We start from the raw sequence: 23282 nt of genomic DNA on the forward strand, positions 1-23282 counted from the left end.
AGAGAGAGAGAATAACACACATCTCAGGAGGGTATTATGTCTATCACGAAAAAAACATCTTTATTTGCTATGCTCATTATGGTTATGCTTGTGGTTGCTGCTTGTGGACAAAAAGCAGATAACAACGAAAAAAATTCAAACGAACCTGCTGCAACAGAAACGACTACAGGTGCAGGAGAAACTAAAACCGACGATACGGACAAAACAGAAGCACCTAATGAAGACAACACAGCAACATCCAAAGAAGACAATAAAGAAAGTAGTAAAACAGAAAACGTGGAACTGGGAACAACAGAAAAAGGTTCTTACACCAATGACTATTTTGGCGTATCACTGAAATTCCCGGAAACATGGGAGTATCAGGATGCCGAGGGCATGAATGAACTGACTAATGCTTCCTCTGAAGCCATTGCTGGTGACGATGAAACGAAGAAAAAGCAACTGGAGCTTTCCCAAACTAAAACACTGAACCTGCTCATGGCATCCCAATATCCACTGGATGGTGGCCAGTTAGGCCCTTCCGCAATGGCCATTGCCGAGAAGGTTAGTTTGTTGCAAGGCGTTCGTACAGGGAAAGATTATTTGAAAGCTACCAAGAAGTTTATGGAAGACAGCAACTTCCCTTATGATTATCAAGATTTCACAAAGGAAACCATCGGTGGTAAAGAGATGGATCTAATGGAAGTTAAGATCGATGCAGGGGATGGAAGCACGATTACTCAAGAATACATGAGCACTATCATTAATGGTTATGCTTTTAACTTCATTTTCACATATGTGGATGATGCATCAAAATCAGAGATCGAAAAGATTAAAAAGTCGATTCAATTCAAATAACACTAAAACCCCGGTAGTGATCTGACCGATCACGCCGGGGTTCTTTGAATACACTGAATACAGATCTGATCATGAACCCAGCACTATTCCATCACTTGGCAATCGGCCAGTACGTCTGGGTTATGCCGCATGCTGTCCTCTTCTGTAATGCGGCGGATGACTCTGCATGGCACACCTGCTGCTAGCGAATGCGGCGGAATGTCGCGCGTAACCACGCTCCCTGCTCCAATAACACATCCATCTCCAATGGTGACGCCTCCGCACACCGTAACGTTCGCAGACAACCATACATCGTTACCGATGGTAACGGGTTTGGCATAACAGAGTGATTTTAGTTCACCATGCTGATTCACCATCTGTCTCCGTTCACTCGCGATCAAAGGATGAACAGGTGTAACAATGGTGACATTGGGGCCAAAGCTCGTGTAGTCTCCAATCGTCACTTGTGCATCGTCTTGTATGGTCAGGTTGTAATTCGCGAAAAAATGGTGACCAATCCGGGTATGCACACCATAATGAAAGAAGATGGGGCCTTGCATAAACCCGCTATGTCCCATTTCACCAAGTAACTCTTGTAATATCTGCTGTCTTTCCTCTGTCTGTTCCTCAAAGGTTTGGCTATAACGCTGACTGAGATGATGGGCTCGCCTTTTCATTTCCTTCAATTCCGGATCAGCCGGACTGAATAACATCCCCTTCATGATCCTCTCTTCTTCACGCAATACGACTCCCCCTCATTGAAATATTACTCCTGCAACTCCATGATCGCTTGAATAGTCGACAATACAGCGTTTTCATCATTGGATTTGGTAATGAAGCGCGCTGCACGTTTTGTATTCTCGCATGCATTGCTCACAGCAAAGCTATATTTGGCAACAGCCATTAATTCCACATCATTTTCTCCATCGCCGATGGACATGGTTTCACTCGCTGTTACCCCTAGCATCTCCTGCAATTTTTTGACCGTCTCACCCTTATGTGTATGCAATGCTGTAATATCCAGCCATCTCGGTTCAGAATCGACAATATAGATTTGTTCGATCATCGTCTGCTCCACATGTTCTCGTAGTGCTGTACTGCGACCCTGGGTATCAAACACTGTAATTTTAATAAATCGGCTCTCCACATTCGTAAAAGAGTCCGTTTTGATGACCTGTTCATATGAACCTTTAACCACTTCATACATATCATCCGGGATGGAAGTATGCACATATGCTGCATCGCTTGCACAGACTATGATTGTCATCTGGGGATCAAACGCCTGAATGCTCTCTATGGCTTGCAGCGCCAGCGTTCGGTCCAATCCAAACTCCCGTACTACCTGTCCATCTTTCTTGATTCTGGCTGCGCTGTCTCCGAGAATCCACACTCCTTTGCCGTGATCGCCAAATAACTTCTCTACACGCTCACACTGTTTCCCGGTGCAGGCTACAAATGTAATCCCTTTACGTTGCATCTCTTCATGAACTTCATTGAACAACTGAATATCAAATGTCCCTTGACTGTTCAGAAAAGTTCCGTCCAAATCGGTTACAACCAGCTTAATCATGATGTGTACCTCCAATTTTGAATTCATTCGGATGGCAAAGGATTCCGACACTTCTTTTTCACCTTATATAATCATTCTTCATTAATTGCGTTTATCGAGTAGTACATCTTTGCCATGTCATGATCGTACTCCGTGTAACTGGTTCCATGTCAACATTGTTTTTCTAATGACGGATTAAACTATACAAACCATCGTTATGAACAAACTTGATAAAAGAACATACGTTCTGTATAATACATTTATACACTGAATGAGTGAGGCATAATGCGATGGACGACAAATTTATTAATGAACTACGCAAAATTAGCCGCAATGACAGACGCCGGTCTGAATTTATGATTCAGGGGTTGAAGGAAACATTGCAGGAACGCAAAGAGGAAGGTTTAATCAAGCGCTGGATTAGGCAACGCAAGATTCATAAGAGCATTACTGAACGATTCAACTCCAACTCCTCTTCGAATAATAAGTAAATACAAATTGAATCCAACCCAAAAAAGGAGGCGTATCAAGCCTCCTTTAATTCACTATATATGTTTAGTAGTTTGTGAAGCTATAGACCATTAAGGAAGTATAGCGAATGAACGTACAGGGAATCCTGACGCTTTTTCCGCTTTTGGTACGATGTTAAAAATAACTGCACCCTTGGCAGGAATCTGATCCAAATTGGTTAACAGTTCTACCTGGTATGTATCCTGAGCAAGCACATAATACTCGGCCAGAAGTGCCCCATTCTTCTGATAATCCACAGCAGCATCCGTATCAAACGTTTCATGTCCAATGGCTTTAATATGACGTTCTTCAAACAAATACTTCAGAGCGGCAACAGACCATCCTGGTGCATGGCTGTTCCCATTAGCATCCTTATTCTCAAATTGTTCATGACTTGGCCAGCGTTTGCTCCAATCGGTCCGCAGAGCTACAAAGCTACCCGGCTCAATCTTGCCATGTGTTTTTTCGAATTCAATAATGTGTTCCACTTCCAGGGTAAAATCAGCATTTTTGTGCACTTCAGAGGACTGATCGATTACCACAAGCGGTAGTACTAGCTCTTTGAGCCCCAGTTCATCCAGGTAACGTGTATCACGCACGAAATGAATCGGTGCATCGAGATGGGTTCCATACTGTCCGGGGAATGTAAAGCTCTGGGCAAAGAATCCTTGATCATGACTAAACAAGGTATCGAACTTCGCAGCGTTAAAAGCAGAGAAATGCGGAGACTCAGGACCGAAAGTATGCGTCAGATCTACCCACTTCTTTTCTTTTAATAACTGAATGGCTTGGATGAGTTCATTGGTCATTCGGTTCACCTCATATTCAATTGGAATAAATTTCTCCTATTATATCTCAATGTTGCGCTCGGGTGAACATGCAGATTGTTAATTGGCAAGAAGGTGCTGACTCCTGCTGATTGTCTCTTGTCAGGAGGACATGAATAAATGCACTCCATCCTTTTGGCACTTTCATCATAAAAAAAAGCCGTAACCATGTACGACTTCTCATTCAAACCTGTATCGATGCAGTTAATATGCCCGTTATTCTTAGATTATCTAATCCGGGAACTGCACATTACCCGGTACAATGTATGCCCCGCCTGATCCATCGTTCGGCAGAGCCGGAATGGTATCATACAACACTTTACCACGAATGTCAGTGATCCGAATACTTAGTTTCTCCTTACCCAATCCAATGCCAAGGAAATGGTTGTAATCTTGCTTTTCAAGATTAAGCCACGAGCCGTCCTTCTGCTTCACTTCAAACTTCAGGACCGGATATTTATGATGACGAACTTGTATAGCTGCCCACCACTGACTACTGCCTTCCTTAATGCGATACGATACGTTGCCTTGAATCGGAGCTTTCACTACCTTCCAGCGAATATTGATCTTACCTGCTTTGGGATCTCCGATCTGGTTGAATGCATTCGGAGAGAGATCCAGTGCCCCGCTGGCTCCTTCCGGATATAAATCTGTTACATACACGACCGTCTTCCCTTTTGGTCCCTGCACCTCAAGATACGCTCCAGCTAAAGCAGCTTTGACACCTTTATAATGGAGCTGATGTGGATTAAGTGCTGTAATCTTCATATCTGCTGGAATAGGATCAAGTAATACAGCACCACCTGAATAGCCAGAGCCCGTGTAAGTAGCGTACCCTTCATATGTATCATTCCAAGCAGCAGAAGCAGGCAAAGCAAATAAAACAAGACCCAACAGCAGACCTGTGGCAGACCATCTGAAACGCTGAAATTTACTTTTCTTGCTCATTGTGCCATTCCCTCTTCCTTATTATATAGTCTACAATCCTCAAGCTTAGTTCTTCATTGCGGTAAATAACTTATAGCATTATTTTACATAAATAAAACATAATTTAAATACTTCCAATAAAATCGCATCAAAAGTCCTATTTCCTGATCCATTCAAAAAAGCGCCACACTTGGAAGAAGGTTAGTTCCCCAGAAAAGTGTGACGCCTTTCTCATCCTGGTATCAGCCCAGCATTATCTACCATATCTATAATATCTATCTATTTTATCTAACCTGTCTCTTTGCGTTTCGCCCGATTCCTGAATCGTTCATAGCGCCCATAGAGACGAGGAGACTCTTTCGTCAGAATAGGCCCGAGCACAGCCAGAATTAGCACGTATAATACGGCAAAGGATTGAATGGAAGCCATCAAGCCTCCGGCCTTGCCGATGTTAGCCATGATAATAGAAAACTCACCTCGGGATACCAATGTAAAGCCAACGTTTAAGGAAGCTTTTGTAGACATGCCGGCCAACTTTCCTGCAATCATACCTGCCCCATAGTTGCTCAGGATCGTCAGTATGACTGCGATTAACGTCATACCTACAGCCCCACCGAGGGTGGAAGGCTCAATCGTGAGTCCAAAACTGAAGAAGAAGATTGCACCAAAGAAGTCCTTAAACGGCATAATTTGCTGCTCAATTCGGCTGACGTGTCTGGATTCACCAAGTACCAGTCCGATCATCAATGCCCCGATTGCCTCGGCTACATGCAAAGTTTCAGAGAATCCTGCAACCAGGAAGAGCAGTGTCATGATCATAAGCAAAAATAATTCCGATGACTTGATGTTCAGCGCTTTATCAATTACTTTAATACTCTTCCTCCCAATAATCAGGAACAGTACAATAAACAGCAATGCGGAGAGGGATACAAGTAGTACACTTCCGAATGAAGTCGCGCCGCTAAGTACAAGTCCCGTTAGAATCGAAATATGAATGGCAATGAACAAGTCGTCAAACATAATCATGCCCATAATAATTTCTGTCTCGGGATTCGCTGTACGTTTCAAATCAACGAGTACTTTGGCAACAATAGCTGTAGAAGAACTGGTCATGATCCCGCATACAACCATCGTTTCCTGAAGCGGAAGATCCATAAACCAGCCAAGCAACAGACCTGAAACAAAATTGAGAGCTACATAAAATATACCACCGGTGAGGATGGCTTTGCCCGATTTTAATAACCGGGATACTGAAAATTCCAGTCCTAGATAAAACAACAAAAATAAAATTCCCAGCCTGCCCATAAATTCAATAAATGATGAGCTTTCGATAAATCGTAAATCCACAATACCGAATTGTGGTGCATGCGGTCCAACAGCCATGCCGATCAGAATGTAAAATGGAATAACTGAAAAGCGAAGTCGTGCAGATATTAATCCTGTAATTGTAACTAGTGCAACGGCAACCCCCACTTCAAATATAAGCATATCCATACGCTACATCCGTCCATCGGTAAGCCATTGTTTGAGCTGTTTCAGCTGATCTCGTTCACCGGCAACCACGATCGTTGCGCCACTAGTGAATACATACTCTGGCCCCGGATTAAATTGCTTTTCTTTCTTCTTGTCAATCGCCGCTAGAATGGCCACACCTGTAACCTGCCGGATGTTCAACTCTCCGATCGTCTTCCCGATGCAATCAGCGTGAGGTTCAATGCGCAACCACTCGATGAGCAGACCCTCCAGCATAACTTCACGCTCGTTTTGGAATTGAGGCTTATAGGTCATGCCGCCAACAATAGCTGCTACAGCCCGTGCCTCATCATCGTCAAGAGTCACCAGAGAGACCATATCTCCGAGCTCATCCGGTTGATCTCCGGATTCCATATGAAATAGATCGCGCCTTTCATCATTATGGACCACAATAACAAGATGTTCTCCGCTGCGGGTATGCAACCAGTATTTACGCCCGATACCGGGCAGATCAGTTTCTTTAAAGTGCATGTTTCCTACCTCCCTGAGATGAATTCTGCAGGGATTCTGAATGGGTCTCATACACCTGCTCTGAGTTCTGTTCCGATGCCCATTGAATGTCTACTACACGTATTCTCATAGATCCTGAAGGGGTATAGATGGATCGCGTCTCCCCTTTATCAGCAAGCAACAGCTGACGCCCCACAGGAGATAAGAAAGAGATGTGCCCCTCATCCGGGTTAGCTTCCTCTGGCATAACAATGGCTAACATATCCGACGTATGGAAATCTACATACTCCAGCTGAATCTGACTTCCAATCAGCACTACCGAACTTAGAAGCTCATCCGGTCCGGCAAGCAATTGTTCTACTCGTTCCGTGTAATCCTTCAATTGTTTTTCCAACTCAACACGATCGGGATTACGTACGTCAAAATAAGCGTCAAGAAAAGTTCTTTTCTCTTCGCTCAAAGTCAATAGCTGACTTACCAGCATTTCTCTGTTATTGTTAAGTGGAGTTCTACGGTTCATAGTAGATTTCACCTCCTATGTATGCCTTGTTCTCCACGTTGATGTACTTGTTGTTCATTTTCATCATCCTGTTGTCCTCCTTTTTATAATAAAAGAGCCCCACTGGTGAGCCCTTCTTATCATCTTACCAAATAGAAATTATTAATCCAATCTATTCCGCCCAGTTGGAGTTTAATTCTAATTTTCTGCATATAATATGGTTCAACTCGCAGTATTCATTTTGTTCAAATATAATTCCATAGAACATTTTAATACCCTCATTAAAATATTTTATGGATTTTCATCTCGTATTTTTATTTTCTTTCCTGTATATTTAACTACAAACTTTTAAGCAATCGTAAAATAGGTATTTACAGACTTTAACACGATAAAGGAGTGCATTGGAAAAGTGTCCATCATTACAAAAAAAGGTTCAACGTCATCTCAAGCTACTACTGCCGCAGACTATGTCCATTCCGTCTATGAATCGGTTATCGCTAGAAACCCGAACGAAAACGAATTTCATCAGGCTGTCAAAGAAATTTTGGATTCACTTATCCCTGTCATTGAAGCACACCCTAAATACAGAAACCACAGTCTGTTAGAACAGCTGGTTGAGCCAGAACGGGTCATCACTTTCCGTGTACCATGGGTTGATGATCAGGGCAAAGTTCAAGTGAACCGCGGATTCCGCGTACAGTTTAACAGCGCCCTCGGCCCTTACAAAGGTGGGCTTCGTTTCCACCCTTCGGTGTATTCTGGCATCATCAAATTTTTGGGATTTGAGCAAATCTTTAAAAATGCACTGACTGGTCTGCCAATTGGCGGCGGTAAGGGCGGTTCTGACTTTGATCCAAAAGGGAAGTCAGATCAGGAAGTCATGCGTTTCACGCAAAGCTTCATGACAGAACTGTACAAATACATCGGTCCAGACGCTGACGTACCTGCGGGTGATATTGGTGTAGGCGCACGGGAAATAGGCTACATGTTCGGTCAGTACAAACGTATTCGCGGGGGACATGAAGCAGGCGTATTAACAGGTAAAGGTCTGCAATACGGCGGAAGTCTCGCAAGGAAAGAAGCAACTGGTTATGGCTGCGTATACTTTGTCAACGAAATGCTTGCTTCCAAAGGACTCAGCTTCAAGGATAGCACTGTTGTTGTCTCTGGCTCCGGTAATGTATCCATCTATGCGATCGAGAAAGCACAAGAGTTTGGTGCTCGTGTTGTAGCATGTAGTGACTCCGGTGGATATATCCACGATCCGCAAGGCATCAATCTCGATACGGTAAAACGTCTGAAAGAGGTTGAGCGTCTGCGGATTAGCGAATACGTCAAAGAACACCCGCACGCCACGTATACTCCAGGATGCGAAGGCATCTGGTCGATTCCGTGTGATATCGCTCTTCCGTGTGCGACACAGAACGAGATTGATGAGCAAGCTGCGAATCTTCTGGTTCAAGGTGGTGTCAAGGCGATTGGTGAGGGTGCCAACATGCCGTCTACTCTCGCTGCCATTGATGTGTTCTTGGGTGCGAATGTGCTATTTGGCCCTGCAAAAGCTGCGAACGCTGGCGGTGTGGCCGTGTCCGCTCTTGAAATGTCACAGAACAGCATGCGGTTGTCCTGGACATTTGAAGAAGTTGATGCCAAATTGCATGACATTATGAAAAATATTTATAAGAGCTGTGTAGATGCCGCTGAAAAATATGGTTGCGAAGGCAACCTGCTTGCTGGAGCAAACATTGCTGGTTTCCTCAAGGTTGCTGACTCTATGATTGCTCAAGGTGTCGTGTAATTTGTTGTACGTTCTTATAAAATAGGTAATTCAAAAAGCCTTTCCTTCGCTGATCAGCTCTTTCAAGCTATCATTTTGAGGAAAGGCTTTTTAGTCTAAACACGGAAAGATAGATTCCATCTTTACAATTGAAGTTTTTTCCTCAAGCTGGTAAAATAATCACATCATTTATACGTACTTGTATCTGTACATTTGGAATCCATGTGTTCTTATTGATGCTAAGGAAGTGTCTATTTTGTCTAACCCGTTATTCATCAGCGAATTACCCCCTCATCTTAGTGCTGATTGTGAGCAATGTTTCGGACTGTGCTGTGTGGCCCTGCCTTATGGCCAATCCTCAGATTTTGCTTTTGACAAGTCTAGTGGCACCCCTTGTCCTAACTTGCGTGAGGATGATCGTTGCAGTATACATACCCAACTTCGGCAACAAGGCTTCAAGGGTTGCACCGTATATGACTGTTTTGGCGCAGGACAGAAATTATCCCAAGGTACGTTTGAAGGCAAACACTGGCGCACTCATCCCGAATCTGCACGTGACATGTTTGATTGCTTACCTGTACTACGGCAAATTCACGAGCTGATCAGTTACATGAGAGAGGCTATGATGAGGTCTGAAACGTCTTCACTGCATGCGGATCTGGAGAAGCTCTATCCTGATGTCGCACGCCTGAGTGAACTAGAGCCAGCTGAAATGCTGCAACTGGATCTCACAAGCCATCGTGCGGACGTTAACGTCTTGCTGCTTCAAGCCAGTGAGTTGATACGCAGCAGCGCTCCAGCGAAAACAAAGGCACAAGGTAAGGCTAAAGGGAAGAAACGCAGTGGCATGGATTTTCTAGGGGCTAATCTTCAAGGAGCAGATCTACGCGGTACAAGCTTCCGGGGAGCGCTTCTGATTGCAGCTAATCTGCGCAATGCCGATATACGACACGCCGATTGGATTGGTGCAGATTTACGGGATACACAGCTCGGTGGAGCGGATCTGCGAGGCGGTATTTTCTTGACGCAAGCCCAGCTGAACGCTGCCATAGGTGATGCTAGCACCCTGCTGCCTGATCATTTGAACCACCCCTCTCATTGGCGTTAAAATATGCACCATGCGCAAATAGCTCGTCCTTCCAGTTGAAGGGCGAGCTATTTTACGTAGACTATTTATATTCTAAAATTACAGCAAGTCACGGCGAAGGTCTGCAGCTGATCTTGGAGACAAGTGGCCCAGCGGGATATCAAATACCGTCTTCGCTCCTTTATGTCCTTCGTTGCTCAGACGCTGCGCTGCCCGGGCATAGGCCACAAGCACACTCGCAGTGAATTCTGGATTACTCTCCAGTTTCAGACCGAATTCAATAATTTGTTTGTGACCATTCCCTGTGACTCCACTTCGAATAACGAAACCACCGTGTGGCATGCCACCGTGTTGGGATTTGAGCTCTTCCTCCGTAATAAACGTCACTGTTGTATCATAATCTGCAAAATAGTTCGGCATGGATACAATGGTTTCACGGATCTCTTCCTGATTCGCACCTTCTTCTGCAACCACATAGCATTGACGAAGATGTTTCTCACGTGTAGACAATTCCGGTGTTTCTCCTGCACGAATGCTTTCAATAACTTCTTCTACTGGTACAGTGTACTGTACCCCAGCTTTAACACCAGGTACACGGCGAATCGCATCCGAATGCCCCTGACTAACCCCTTTGCCCCAGAATGTATACTCTTTTCCTTCCGGCAGGATCGATTGTGAGAGCAGACGATTCATAGAGAACAAACCTGGGTCCCAACCTGTTGAAATCACACTTACATGTCCGCCTTGCTCCGCAGCTGCGTTTACCACTTCGTAAAACTCAGGAATCTTCGCATGCGTATCAAAGCTATCTACAGTATTAAATAATTTCGCAATCATAGGCGTTTGTTCTGGTAGATCTGTCGCAGAACCCCCACACAGAATCATTACATCAATTTTACCTATATACTGTTCAGCCGCTGAGATGTGCTCAAACAGAACTTCAGTACCTTCAGCTACCATCTGCTCTGGATTACGACGTGTAAATATAGCTACAAGCTCCATATCATCATTCTGAGCTATGGCTTTTTCTACCCCCTTACCCAAATTACCGTAACCTACGATGCCAACTTTAATCATATTTATTCCTCTCCTGTCCGAGTCTTTTTGTCTTGTCTATAAGTCTCACCAAAGATAAAAATAACATGTAACTTGTCCGGTTTCCAGATGCAAATCGAAAATACCTTGCATTGGTACAGCGTTAAAGCCGTACCAATGCAAGGTATGGATAAATTATATAGCGTCTTAAGACTCTACCCACGCTACTGTCAGTTCAATTACACCTTTTTCACTTGACTTTATCCCGCCCATAATCGACCATTGATTCCCCGTGTCCGGTTCAGCCCCCGTAATGATGATATTTTTATCGTCGATCACTTGTCCTGAGTCGGTCAGTTTCTTCGCTGCGAAATAATCCTTGTATAGCTTCGATACGGTCTCCATATCTTGTTCGGTGGTGAAGATTAACATGGCTGATTTCTTCCCTTCATGCTCTCCAGAAGTCTCTGTGGTAATCTTAGCATCGTCTGGTAGCGGGAAGTCTGTTGGTAAAAATTCAGGTAGCCCTTCCACCGAATCGGTTTCGCCTTTGCTTGCAGTAGGCTCTGATTCTGCTGACGTGGAGGCAACCTCCGCCTCTGTATCTGTTGCTGGTTTAGATTCGCCTTCTGTAACTGCTGGCTCCGCTGTTCCGGATGCTGCCTCACTATTTGCCTTCTCGGACTCGCCTTTTGGCTGCTCGGCAGAACTGCTGCAGGCACTTAGTGCTACCATCATAGCCAGCGCAGCACAGGCGAGTAGATATTTTTGCTTTTTTACCATCAAATCACTCCTTATTGTTATCTTATGTTGGATTTATCCACAAGCGACACTCTCACATCAGAATTATGCTTCTGAATGAAGCATGAACATCCCTCTTATGATTAGTCGAGTTCTACGGTCTGTTGGATAACGGGCACAGCACTTACAGAATGTTTAATCCAGAGAACGGATACCGATAACACGGTCAACGATAACAGGCAGCTGACAACAAATACGGATAGGAATCGGGTAATGACTCTGATTTTTTTCATTCGCCCCTCCTCCTTCGTTGTACATGTTGTTCGACCTTTACGAATGGAATACGAGCTGATTCAGAGACTCATCCCATTCAACGATATATGTATGTTTCAATGGTACCCAAGAAAGGGAGGGATTGAAACAATCCAGAGTCCAGTCCCTTCCCCAACTATAGTCTAGTTTCCTCCCTTGCCTCTGACATCAAACCATACGTAAAAAAACCGTCTGCTCCCCTCTTTTGGAGGTAAACAGACGGTGATCCCGTTGTTACTTACATTTAAAGATCCAACTTGACTCCGATGGGACAATGATCACTACCCAATACATGACAGTCAATATAGGCATCGGTCACACGTGGTGCAAGCTGATTGGACACGAGAAAATAATCAATACGCCAGCCTATGTTCCGCTCTCTAACCTTAGGCATATACGACCACCAACTGTACACATCCGTTTGATCTGGATGCAGGTGACGGAAGCTGTCCACATACCCTGATGCGAGCAGGTCAGTCATCTTGCCCCGCTCCTCATCCGTAAATCCGGAGTTCCCCATATTCGGCTTAGGATTTTTCAAGTCAATCTCCTGGTGTGCCACATTCAAATCTCCACAGATGATGACAGGTTTTATCTGCTCCAACTGTAGAACATAAGAGCGAAAGCGATCTTCCCACTCCAGACGATATGGCAAACGGGTCAAGTCTCGTTTCGCATTGGGCGTATATACATTGATCAGATAAAAGGCGTCATATTCCAGCGTGATCATTCGACCTTCCGGTTCACTGTCCTCTTCCATACCATAACGAACCGATAACGGTTGGATGCGGCTGAATACAGCTGTACCAGAGTATCCTTTTTTGATCGCATAATTCCAATACTGGTAGACTTCTTCCCCCAAATCCATCTCAATCTGCCCCGCCTGTAGCTTCGTCTCCTGAAGACAGAAAATATCGGCATCACTTTGACGATAGTAATCCATAAATCCTTTATTCACACACGCTCGAAGTCCGTTCACATTCCAGGACACCAGCTTCATATTCTCATCTCCTCACATCGATCCAATATACCATGAGCCCAATTCACGGGACAAGACATCGCGATGTGGGGACGGGGATAGGTACCATCAACATGGGGTTGAAAATGAAGAACTCTCTCAGGTATCACTTTGCAGCTTGGAGAAGACAGCCAGATCAATGTATCTGCCCTTCTCAAACTCATGCTGTCGCAGCAAGCCTTCCTTCTGAAAGCCCAGCTTATGTAGTAAACGAATGGACGCCTCATTACTCGGGTCCACTTTCGCTTCAATTTTGTTCAATTGCATCTGGTTGAATCCAAACTCCAGTACCGCCCGGGCAACCTCTGTCATCACACCCTTCCCCCAGTATGATGAGAGCAGATCATATCCGATCTCTGCCCGGTGATGTTGTTCTTCATATCCCAGATATCCACACGTTCCAATTACTCGATGCGATTCCTTATCTTCGATCATCCAGCGTAGACCCGTTTGTTCCTTAAAAATCTTCTTATACCAGCTCATCTCATCCAGTGCATCCTGTTCGGATTCAAAAGGAGTGAAAGGTATATATTCTACAACTGTCGCATCCGAATACAGGGCCAGCAGATCCCCGCTGTCTCTGTCTGTTGCCGCGCGAAGAATGAAACGATCCGTATGTAGTTGAGGAAATGTGTCAAACTGAAATGATGTACTCATCCGTCGTTCTCCTTATCTCTATCAATATGTATAGAAGTTGAATCTACAAGTGCGGAATAGGTTCCCGTGTTATTTTACTACGCTCACCCATTAAATACCAAGCACACAAAGGAACAATACAGGGCTAATCTAGCTTATATCCTTTGAATGAAGAACAGCCTGCTGTGAGCAGGCTGTTCTCCGTATATCATGCAACTACGGAGAGAACATTCATTTTAATTCACCTTAACCAGACTCCACTGCTGATTCGCTCCGCCGTTATCCTCCCACTGAATCGTAGAAGCGCCTGCACTCATCGATCCTTGATTGATATCGACGGTGAGTCCGCTGTTGCGATTCGCCAGTACCACATATCCGCCCACATCAATAGGTAACCACTGCTGGTTGTACCCTCCGTTAGCCTGCCACTGAATCAGTGCTGCACCGCCCTGTGTGGAGCCTGAGTTGACATCAAGTAGCAGTCCGCTGCCTACATTTCGAATATTGTAATATCCGTTACCAACAGGCTCCAGCTTCCATTGTTGATTAGCTGCTCCGTTATCATTCCACTGAATAATGGTCGCTCCTCCAGCAGACGAAGCCCCATTCACATCCAATACAAGCCCGCTATTGCGATTCACAAGCTTGTAAATCGTCCCTGCTTCATACCCTGTACTGCCACGATAGGACGCGCCAGAGATGACATACGTGGTTACTGAGTTTGCTTTAGCCGTCGCTGTGAATGTTTTGTTTTGAATTGGTAGGTTGGTGAGTTGTTGTAATTGTTCCGCTCCGGAAGTTCGATAGACCTGAACAGAAGAGCCTACACTCGAGAAGCGGCTCAAATCATAGGTTACGGTTGTATCCGTAGATTCCGAGTTTGTCGTGACCAGTACAACTTTACCAGATGCTGCATCATATGCTGCAAGGGTATTTGCATCACTCATACCAATGATCTTATAGCCTGGGCGGATAAATTTACTGTAATTGCCCATCACATAATATTTCTGATTTACAGTGTAACTGCTCGTTTTGGTATTGTTCAGTACGTTCTTGAAAAATCCCCAGCCTTCCGCGCTATCTACAGCCTGCCAGTATACCCAAGCCGTAGCCCCCATATTGCGCATGTCCTTTAGGATTGTTCGTGACATCGTAAGTCCACTTGCATCCCCGTCTCCGTATTCAGATGCCCATAGGGGTTTACCAGCAGAAGCTGCCGTATTACGTAATGCCGTTCGGTTATTGCCGTTATACGTATGGGTATTAATCTGGCTGATCGCTGCCTGCACAGTAGTACTGTAACTCTTAAAAGAGGTGTTGGTATCATCCAGATTATTTTCTTCCGGTGCACTCAGCTTGGTGGTCAGCCCTTTGGCATTCAGAGATGCCTGAACCTGACTTAATATCGCATTCTGCTCCGCTCTGCCAAAGTGCATTCCCTCCTGATCATTACCTAGCTTCCACCAATTCGAGATCGGTTCATTCAGTGGTGTCACCGTATCAAATGTAATGCCCCAGTGATCCCGGAAATGCTTCACAACCTCGGTCAAATAATCGGCAAAATCATCGTAGTAGTCCGGTTTGAGGTTATTCTCGCCATTCGCTGCACCCGAGACGCTGCCACTGATCGTCATCCAGTAAGGTGCCGAGTTAGCAAAAGCTTCAATAATGTTGACTCCCTGCGCCTTGGCAGCTTGTAAAATGTAACGTTGGTTCGCGTCGGCAGTCCAGTCGTATACACCTGGAGAAGGTTGAAACCCGGGAACTGCTTTGCGATATTCAAGAACGTTGGACGACGGATCATCCCCGCCACCGATGTTATATCTCAGAATATTCATGCCAATTCCTGTCGATCGATTAAACATTTTCTCGACATACTCATCCCGATTTGAATATTCACCAACGACCTTTCCCCACCAAGCCAGCGATGTGCCCCAGCCTTCAACAGTCTGATACTGTTTTGACGGATCAGCGATTGCCGTATAAACTCCCGCAGCCGACACTTCGGACCCTGAAAACAAGCTTCCAGCCAGTAGCGTTCCGCTCAGCAGCACCGCACTCATTCGTTGTAACCATTTCATACACTTCACTCCTTATCTGATTTTAGATAAGTCACCAGGCATGTGGATGTTACGGAGCAATCTCTCGAAAGGTCGCATCGGATCGATCGAGAGCCGTAACCACCGGTTCTAGCCGCAGCACTTGATCGTAATGCCGCAAATACAGGTTCGGATTGTTAAATAGAGAGTAAGAAGTCCAGCTTGCATTAGCCAGTCCATTTACTCGTTTGAATGTCGCATCATTGCGGAATGCTGCACTACCGTCATTTTTCACCAGCATCATATTGCCATTATTATTGCGCAGGAAATAACCGGGATAATTCATCGCCTCAAACGAGATGCCCATACCATTGGCTAAGCCAGGAACGACTCGAAATTGAGCATCCTCTGCCGGACTCACGCTGGCATCGATACGAGCCTGATAGTTATAGTGGCGAATGAAGCTGCCCGGGAAGTTAAAAGATTCAAGCTTTCGAATATCCCCCGGTTGTCCTGTCTCCTTCAGTACGGTCATATGGCGAACCATACCGGACAGACCCGTAATTTCCTTTTTACCACTCCAGCTCTGGAAGTTATCCGACGAATCGCTGTAATAATATTTGTGGTCTGCATACCCATCGAAATACATCCTCCAAGAACCGTTATCCAGTTGGATGAGCGCCGGCCCTTCTACCCATGAACCCCAGCCAGCCCAGTTTCCTGTGCCTTTGAATGTATATGGTCCTTTTAGAGAGTTGGAGGTGGCATATTCAATGTATTTAGTCGTTTCGTTCTTCGTAAATGCATGATAGGTTGAGCCTGTCTTCACTACAAAGGTATCGATGTAATTGGCCGCAAGACCTGTAAGCACCTCAGGTGCTGACCATGATGTGGATGCCAAATTGCCATTTGATGCGGTTATGACATGTGGTTTGAAGTTTTCATAATTGCCTGGGGAGAGTGAAACGATGATGTTCACACTGCCATTCGTGTCTTTGAACCATTCCGGTGCCCAGGTATGCGCGATGGGGGTTGAGGTAGACAGTGTGATGTTGCGGACAAACGTCCAATTGATCTTGTCTGGGCTGGATGCGATACCAATCGTATGCCCTGACCAGTTGGTGGTATATACCACATAATACAAGCCATCGGTGTGTTTCATGATGCTGGGATCGCGGATCAGATCAGACGCAGGTGGAGTATACGCCGGACCTTTCAGCAGACCATAGTGTGTCGCGTCATATGACTCGTAGATATACATGTTAGACTCACTTATGTTCGTAAAGGCTGTCATCGTATACACACTGGTTGTTGCTCTGACTGGATTAGGGAACGCAACAGTGAATATCATCATCAGTCCTATCGTAAGTAGGAGTACAGCTTTATATCTCCCCCACTGCTCTTTCATACCTTTCCTTTTCGTTAACATGAACTCAGCTCCTTATCCTGCATAAGATCATATTGGACTGTCTTCTGACTGATTGAACAGCGTTCCTGATAAACATTTGCGATTGAACACTGATGCTAACATTCGTCTTTAGCCAAGCAGCACCTTACAGATGATATCTGTCCCATTTACATGAAACACCACCTCCTTTATGAATATCCATCCATATGTATGCGTTTACATTTTTCGTTTGGAATTTTCCTTACCGCTATTGATAAGACGATATAAGCTCACATGTGTCGCTTTCCTTTCAACATAAAAACAATTCCCTCATTCTCATATAGAACCGTTTAAGTACAAGATTCGTCATGCAGATCCAGCTCTCCTGTAATTGTGGCACATATAAGAATGAGGGATATTCATTGTAATATTCCTGATATTTCTGCGATACTCTTTGTTATCCGTTACATACTACTGCCATTCATTATCGAATCATATTTTTAATATTTCTATTTCCCAACCATGACCCACGGATAACGTGACATCTCATCCAGCATCAGCCGTACCCGTTCCGGTGTTCTTCCTTCTTCGTCAAAAATAAGCAATTCATTCTCTTCCTTCAGCCACGCAACCGGAATTTTGTAGTCCTCCTGCGGTCCAATCTGCCAATACCGCCCCAGATGGTGACCGTTCACATGAATCGTGCCCTTACTCATGCCTGTCAGTCGAATCATGAGGTTTACTTTATGGCATTCGTCTGTGACAGGCTGCGCAAAACGCCAGCGGTACCAGACGGGCTGACCATATGAAGCGGAACGTTCCGCCGGATCAAACGATTCCCATGACACAGGAAGCAATGCATCCGTACCTGCCATTCGCCAATCCTGAAGCTGATGCTCATTCTGATAAGTAATCAGCTCCAGTCGATTCAGCGGTGACTGACTATATGGCATTTCTAATGTATTCACGACTCCCGGCTTCACATAGCTGGACAAGTCCAGTGTCTGAAACGCAAACCAGTCCCGATAGGCAGGCATCGGAATTTCGGTGCCGTTAATACGTATGCCTTTGCTCAGAGCACCTGTAAGTACCGCCCCATCCATATCTCCCAGCACAAAGTTTCGACGGAGCATCATTCCTACCGGTAACGAGTTCACCTCATTCAGATGCACAGTTCCTGTCTCCATCTGCCAATCACGGCGAATATCTTGTGTTTGACCACCGAGGAACACGGCTCCTGCCACACCCTTGCGTTCCCCAAGATACGGAGAAAAGTTCAGCCTACCCATGTGCTGCACAAGAATCTGCAATGTATTCTGCCCCTGAAACACCTGAATCGGAACCGCTGCTGCACCAACCTGACGCACTAGCGCTTGCTGAGTACCGTTCACCATAATTCTGGCGGTATCCTGGATATTCGGCAGAATGAGGTTCGTTGTTCCATTCTCTGCACTATCAAAATCACATTCATACAATAGATAGCCAAAGTCTTGACCGTATTCCGAAAAATCCATCGGTTGCCCGCTCGCAGAGCGTTGCTGTGCCGTTAATGTAACACGTGAGTAATCAGGAATACCGGACAGCACCGGTGCCACCGGAACCATCGGAGCAACAGCATTCGCCAAGACGGACGGGCGGTCTTTATCCGCAGCAGATATCGATTCAGGCTGTGTCTCCACTTCTTGAATGCAAAACTCACGACCTGTCCGTGTCTGTTCGCCATCTTGCCAATCGCCTAACAACATTATCGTACGATCTGGATCAGCGATCATGCCCTTCACTTGCCCGGATGCGGTGACATCTACATCATCAAAACCGATGGCGTAGCGCAAGTTCTGGCGATCTGACGATTCCACACGCCATGTACGATTCATCGTGTCCCGATCCAGAATGACGAATCGAATGGAGGTACCGTTGGCTTCAATACGCATCATACCCGGTTCCTGAAAATGAAACAGGTCAAAGCGGTAAGCATTCCTCGTTGCATCCTGCTCAACCAGAACTTGCACCGTGCTATCTTTCAGAATTAAATCTCCTGCGTCCGATGCCTGTTTCGCTCCCAGTTCCAGTTCAATCACGGAGCGTTGTCCTCGATCTGCTGTGACGAACAACGTCAGTTCTCCATTAATCTCTTCATTACCGGTGATTAGAGCTCCTGCAGTCAGGTACACCTGATCCGCAATGAGCACACGATCCAGCACTGGCACAATCTGACCTGGATGAATGGACACTGGTAATGTACGACCTTCTTCAAGCGTAATATTCACCGTCTCACGTTCATCCTTGTGACTCTCCACGAACCAGACCTTCTCCTGCCCTGCCTGCCTTCCACGCACGGAGATGCCAATCGGATGCCGAACCTGAATCTGTTCATCAGCAATGTTCTCGGACTCCATCAGTACTGATGCAAATGCACGCACAAAATAAGAAAGGTTTTTGGTCACTGCATATTTGGGCGTAACCCGTCCATATTCACTGAGCGGGGCATCGTAATCGTAAGATGTAATCATAAAAATATCACTACTGCCCAGCGTTCTCCCGCCATATCCTCCAAAATTAGTTCCGCCATAGAACATGTAATAACTGATCCCGGTATACCCCGCGCGCAGAATCTCCATAATTCTTCTATCTAGCAGCGATGCGGTCTTCTGGATGGCGGAAGGCCCTCCCCAATGTTCAAACCAGCCGGTCCAAAATTCAGTAACGATCTTTGGTGTGTCCGGCTGTTTCGCCCGCAATTTGGCGTAATGTTCATCGGCACCCGACCAGAAGTTCGCTCCCTCGATGGTGCCTTCTGCTCCACCTACACAAGTGATAAGCGGAACGTCTATCCCTCGTTCCAATATCCCATCCCTCAGTGTGTTCATATGTGCGCTTGCCGCCTCATCATCCATCAGATATCCGTACTCATTCTCGACCTGAACCAAGATCACTGTTCCTCCAGCAGATAACTGACGCTTGCGAATAATCGGGATGATCTGGTCAAAATATAGATGAACATAATGGAGGTACGTTTCGTTATTTTCACGAAATTTCACGCCATCCTTCGTACCTAGCCAGTACGGAAACCCGCCAAAATCCCACTCTGCGCAAATAAATGGACCCGGACGTGCAATGACCCACATGCCCAGCTCTGCACACAGATCAAGGAATGCGCCACAATCATTATCCCCCTCGAAGGACCATTGTCCCTCCTCAGGTTCGTGTACGTTCCATGCAAAATAGGTATCAATGCAGTTCATGCCTGCCAGCTTCGCTTTCATTAGAACGTCACGCCAATCCTCTTTCGGCATACGGAAATAATGAATAGTCGCACTGTTCAAAAAGATACGTTCACCATTCAAATAGAAGCTTCGTGCATCATACGTCAGTTCAGGCTGACTTTTTCTCACACCGCTGTTGCTATTATTTTCTTGATCATGTATCGAAAGGGACGTCTGTTCAATCAACGTAATCCCCCTCCTTCTTTTTGAATTGATGGAAACCGTTCTTTTGAAACCCATTTCATGAAATCGGTTTCATTATGTACAAATATAAAACCCATTCCATGATGATGAAAAGGGTCCCATTGACGCCCTCATTATATTTCACGCCACAAGGGAATGTCAACGCTTTAATTTTGAAATACAGACCCACTCTACCGAACAGCAGGTCCTGTACTCTGGCGGAGAATCAACCTCGGTTGCAATATATTCTGCTTCTTCGGTTTGCCTTGGTTAATCAACTCATGCAGTACATCGACAGCCTGTTTGCCCAATTGATACGTATTCTGGGATATCGTTGTCAACTCAGGGATAACGGCACTTGCAAGGGGTGTATCATCGAATCCAATAATCGAAATGTCTTTCGGGATCGATAATCCACGCTCTATAGTGGATTTGATCGCACCGATTGCATTATTGTCGTTCACACAAATAACTGCGGTTGGCGGATTGGCCACTTCCAGCAGTTTAGACATCTCCCGCTTGCCGTCGTCGATGGAGAAACCGCCTAACAACTGACGTTCTTTCGGTATTTCAATCCCATACTCCCGAAGTTTCTTCTGCACCGCTTTAACTTTAACCGTGGTTGTAGAAGATTCCTTCATGCCTCCTATAAAAGCAATCTCCCGATGCCCAAGCTCAAGCAGATGCTCTGCTGCCATAGCAGCTCCAACTCCCTCATCGGTGTATACCCGGTGGAGTCCACTCTTTGCAATGTTACCATTGACTAGCACAATCGGCATATGCTTACTCATATCGATCAATTCTTGTGCCATGTTATCTGGACAGACCTGCAAGTTAATGCGTCCGCCGAGAAAGATGATCCCATCCACCCGCTTCTCTCGCAAAATGGACAGATATTCCGATTCCCTGCTATTATCCCCCGCGGTGTTGCAGAGGAAAAAAGTATAGCCAAGCCCGCGAGCTTCATTCTCTGCACCCCAGAACACTTCCGGGAAGAAGGGATTGGTGATGTCGGGTAAAATGATGGCAATGGTGCCTGTCTCTTTCTTGATCAGACTGCGCGCCTGCGCATTCAGCTGGAACTGATGTTTCTCGATAATCGACATAATCTTCTCTCGTGTGCTGGCACGAACAGGCGCCGTGTCGTTCAACACCCGGGAGACGGTCGACACAGATACGTTTGCTTCTTTCGCAATATCATATATGGTGATCGATGTCATAGAAGGACCTTCCTTTTCTCTATTTACCTGCTTATCATACCAGATAAGATATCTCGAATGAAATGCATTTCATTCTACAAGCGGCTTAGCGCGTGAAAATAAACAACTTGCTGTCGGCATTCACCACTTGTGTGCCGTTGCTCAGTTGAACCAAGGGCGTATCCCAATGGGTATGCCCGCTGAACACAAGCTTCTCCGGCCCGGCCTCCAAGGCCTGCCGGATGAGCGGTTCACCCACAAGCCCAAGCTCGGCGATGCCCGGGCTTTGGTGCAAAAGCAAGCAATCCGGCTGCTGCTTCAGCAGCTTACGTACGGATTGCAGATAGGGCTCTGCCGGCAGCCGGTTCGGCTTGTCCGGCCTGCCGATGATGCCGCCAAGGCCCGCGATGCGCAGCTGTCGCGCCTTGGCGGCATGGGGCGCAAGGCCACCCGTTGGGGGGCCAGCGCTAATGATGGCAGCTGGGCCATCCATGCAATGGATGCCCTCGCTGTTGTGTAACCGATGAGCGTCTGCATCATCGGTTACATCATGGTTGCCGTGAACGCCGGCAACCCAGCCGAAGGCTGCCCTGAAGGCAAGCCAGACGGGAACCGGATTGCCACTCGCTCCCCTTTTCCCGCGCAGGGCATACATATCTCCACATAACAGCACCCCCGTCTTCTGCGGATCAAGCTCAGGCCATTCCACCTCCATCAGCAGGCGAATATAGGCAGGCAGCATTTCACCTAACAGCTTGTCCGTAGAATCCGTGTCAGATGAGGCACCCAACTCCATCTCCGTTACAGGTATAATTCCCTGCAAATCTGAAGTGACAATCAGTGCATCTATGCCTTCTGGGAAACCACTTAATGTTCCATGGTAGATCGGAAGCTGAGCTTCAATGACCTCACCGCCAGGAATCGAATTCAAATACGTATAATGTTCAATAGGTTCATTGTGCAGTAATCGTATTTTCAAATTCATCTCCCCTTTCCTTTATCTTATTTTACCTTCTAATCGGCAATTGTGGTCCATATATTAAATTGTAAGCGAATTCATTGGGAAACAAAGGAGTGTGACGACGCCATGATCATTCAAGTGAGTCCGCAGGCAGAAGCAAGACTGGTTGAACAACTGGGCGACCAGCCGGGCTTGTTCAAGTTGTTTTATGATACCGATGGTTGCGGTTGTGACGGAATTACGGTACTTCTGATCTTAAATGAACGAGACAGTGATGACGTGTCTATTGAGGCAGGTTCACTTCCGTTTGTAATTAATAAGCAGCAGCAGATTTACTTTGAGCCCTGTTTACGTCTGCAATCCGAAAATAACTTCCCTTCGTTCCGTCTGAGCAGTAATTCGATGATCTACGGAAGCAATATAAAGGTACATGATCTCCGGGAAGCAGCCAATGTAACATCTGAGTCTAAGGAGTGGTCTGTTAAGTAGTCACTTTGCCTTTGTATGCTGTGTAGGAAAAAAACATTAAAAAC

22 protein-coding genes are annotated in these 23282 nt (G+C 45.8%); 5 read left to right on the forward strand and 17 right to left on the reverse strand.

The annotated features are described in order from the left end of the window. Positions 1-36: 36 nt before the first annotated feature. The gene (locus tag PQG66_RS12150; protein ID WP_272037923.1) at positions 37-837 is read left to right on the forward strand and encodes a hypothetical protein; all 801 of its coding nucleotides are present in this window, start codon (positions 37-39) and stop codon (positions 835-837) included. An 83-nt stretch (positions 838-920) separates the two neighbouring features. On the opposite strand, the gene PQG66_RS12155 is transcribed toward PQG66_RS12150, so the two are convergent. Beyond that, the gene (locus tag PQG66_RS12155) at positions 921-1559 is read right to left on the reverse strand and encodes a sugar O-acetyltransferase (protein ID WP_272037924.1); all 639 of its coding nucleotides are present in this window, start codon (positions 1557-1559) and stop codon (positions 921-923) included. A gap of 23 nt (positions 1560-1582) precedes the next feature. Continuing rightward, entirely contained in the window at positions 1583-2386 is an 804-nt protein-coding gene (locus PQG66_RS12160; RefSeq protein WP_272037925.1) for an HAD-IIB family hydrolase, read from the reverse strand. A 269-nt stretch (positions 2387-2655) separates the two neighbouring features. Between PQG66_RS12160 and PQG66_RS12165 the strand changes: the two genes are divergently transcribed. Continuing rightward, positions 2656-2856 carry a hypothetical protein gene (locus tag PQG66_RS12165; protein WP_272037926.1) on the forward strand — a complete coding sequence of 67 codons (201 nt, stop codon included), beginning with the start codon at positions 2656-2658 and terminating at the stop codon, positions 2854-2856. A gap of 90 nt (positions 2857-2946) precedes the next feature. Here the strand turns inward: PQG66_RS12165 and PQG66_RS12170 are convergent, their stop codons facing one another. From PQG66_RS12170 to PQG66_RS12190, 5 genes are all read right to left on the reverse strand, one after another. Beyond that, a complete protein-coding gene (locus PQG66_RS12170) occupies positions 2947-3684 on the reverse strand; it encodes a cyclase family protein (RefSeq protein ID WP_272037927.1) in 738 nt (245 codons plus the stop codon). A gap of 249 nt (positions 3685-3933) precedes the next feature. Beyond that, positions 3934-4650 (reverse strand): expansin EXLX1 family cellulose-binding protein, encoded by a 717-nt coding sequence (locus PQG66_RS12175; RefSeq protein WP_272037928.1) that lies wholly within the window; start codon positions 4648-4650, stop codon positions 3934-3936. Between the two features lie 267 nt (positions 4651-4917). Beyond that, positions 4918-6123 (reverse strand): cation:proton antiporter, encoded by a 1206-nt coding sequence (locus PQG66_RS12180; RefSeq protein WP_272037929.1) that lies wholly within the window; start codon positions 6121-6123, stop codon positions 4918-4920. Between the two features lie 3 nt (positions 6124-6126). Continuing rightward, the gene (locus tag PQG66_RS12185; RefSeq protein ID WP_272037930.1) at positions 6127-6633 is read right to left on the reverse strand and encodes a cation:proton antiporter regulatory subunit; all 507 of its coding nucleotides are present in this window, start codon (positions 6631-6633) and stop codon (positions 6127-6129) included. Next, positions 6623-7132: a GreA/GreB family elongation factor gene (locus PQG66_RS12190; RefSeq protein WP_272037931.1), complete on the reverse strand. Its 510-nt coding sequence runs from the start codon at positions 7130-7132 to the stop codon at positions 6623-6625. The genes PQG66_RS12185 and PQG66_RS12190 overlap by 11 nt, the downstream gene beginning before the upstream one ends. A 388-nt stretch (positions 7133-7520) precedes the next feature. Between PQG66_RS12190 and gdhA the strand changes: the two genes are divergently transcribed. Next, positions 7521-8909 carry an NADP-specific glutamate dehydrogenase gene (gene gdhA / locus PQG66_RS12195; protein WP_272037932.1) on the forward strand — a complete coding sequence of 463 codons (1389 nt, stop codon included), beginning with the start codon at positions 7521-7523 and terminating at the stop codon, positions 8907-8909. 235 nt (positions 8910-9144) lie between these two features. Further along, positions 9145-9996 carry a pentapeptide repeat-containing protein gene (locus tag PQG66_RS12200; RefSeq protein ID WP_272037933.1) on the forward strand — a complete coding sequence of 284 codons (852 nt, stop codon included), beginning with the start codon at positions 9145-9147 and terminating at the stop codon, positions 9994-9996. Positions 9997-10074: 78 nt separating this feature from the next. Here the strand turns inward: PQG66_RS12200 and PQG66_RS12205 are convergent, their stop codons facing one another. The 10 genes from PQG66_RS12205 to PQG66_RS12250 form a co-directional block, all read right to left on the reverse strand. Beyond that, entirely contained in the window at positions 10075-11052 is a 978-nt protein-coding gene (locus tag PQG66_RS12205) for a diaminopimelate dehydrogenase (protein WP_442955082.1), read from the reverse strand. Between the two features lie 165 nt (positions 11053-11217). Beyond that, the gene (locus tag PQG66_RS12210; RefSeq protein ID WP_272037934.1) at positions 11218-11793 is read right to left on the reverse strand and encodes a hypothetical protein; all 576 of its coding nucleotides are present in this window, start codon (positions 11791-11793) and stop codon (positions 11218-11220) included. A gap of 101 nt (positions 11794-11894) precedes the next feature. Next, positions 11895-12044: a hypothetical protein gene (locus tag PQG66_RS12215; protein ID WP_272037935.1), complete on the reverse strand. Its 150-nt coding sequence runs from the start codon at positions 12042-12044 to the stop codon at positions 11895-11897. 263 nt (positions 12045-12307) lie between these two features. Next, a complete protein-coding gene (locus tag PQG66_RS12220; protein WP_272037936.1) occupies positions 12308-13063 on the reverse strand; it encodes an exodeoxyribonuclease III in 756 nt (251 codons plus the stop codon). Positions 13064-13180: 117 nt separating this feature from the next. Continuing rightward, entirely contained in the window at positions 13181-13738 is a 558-nt protein-coding gene (locus PQG66_RS12225) for a GNAT family N-acetyltransferase (protein ID WP_272037937.1), read from the reverse strand. A gap of 215 nt (positions 13739-13953) precedes the next feature. Continuing rightward, positions 13954-15798, reverse strand: a complete 1845-nt coding sequence (locus tag PQG66_RS12230) for an RICIN domain-containing protein (RefSeq protein ID WP_272037938.1) — start codon at positions 15796-15798, stop codon at positions 13954-13956. Between the two features lie 49 nt (positions 15799-15847). Continuing rightward, positions 15848-17185 carry a glycoside hydrolase family 43 protein gene (locus PQG66_RS12235; RefSeq protein ID WP_272037939.1) on the reverse strand — a complete coding sequence of 446 codons (1338 nt, stop codon included), beginning with the start codon at positions 17183-17185 and terminating at the stop codon, positions 15848-15850. Positions 17186-17652: 467 nt separating this feature from the next. Continuing rightward, a complete protein-coding gene (locus PQG66_RS12240) occupies positions 17653-20592 on the reverse strand; it encodes a beta-galactosidase (RefSeq protein ID WP_272037940.1) in 2940 nt (979 codons plus the stop codon). Positions 20593-20780: 188 nt separating this feature from the next. After that, positions 20781-21809: a LacI family DNA-binding transcriptional regulator gene (locus PQG66_RS12245; RefSeq protein ID WP_272037941.1), complete on the reverse strand. Its 1029-nt coding sequence runs from the start codon at positions 21807-21809 to the stop codon at positions 20781-20783. A gap of 85 nt (positions 21810-21894) precedes the next feature. Continuing rightward, positions 21895-22767, reverse strand: coding sequence for a metallophosphoesterase family protein (locus PQG66_RS12250; protein WP_272037942.1), 873 nt, complete (start codon positions 22765-22767; stop codon positions 21895-21897). Between the two features lie 108 nt (positions 22768-22875). Between PQG66_RS12250 and PQG66_RS12255 the strand changes: the two genes are divergently transcribed. Further along, positions 22876-23238, forward strand: a complete 363-nt coding sequence (locus PQG66_RS12255; RefSeq protein ID WP_272037943.1) for an iron-sulfur cluster biosynthesis family protein — start codon at positions 22876-22878, stop codon at positions 23236-23238. Positions 23239-23282: the final 44 nt, after the last annotated feature.

It is taken from the genome of Paenibacillus sp. JJ-100 (genome assembly GCF_948329825.1).
GTDB lineage: Bacteria > Bacillota > Bacilli > Paenibacillales > Paenibacillaceae > Paenibacillus.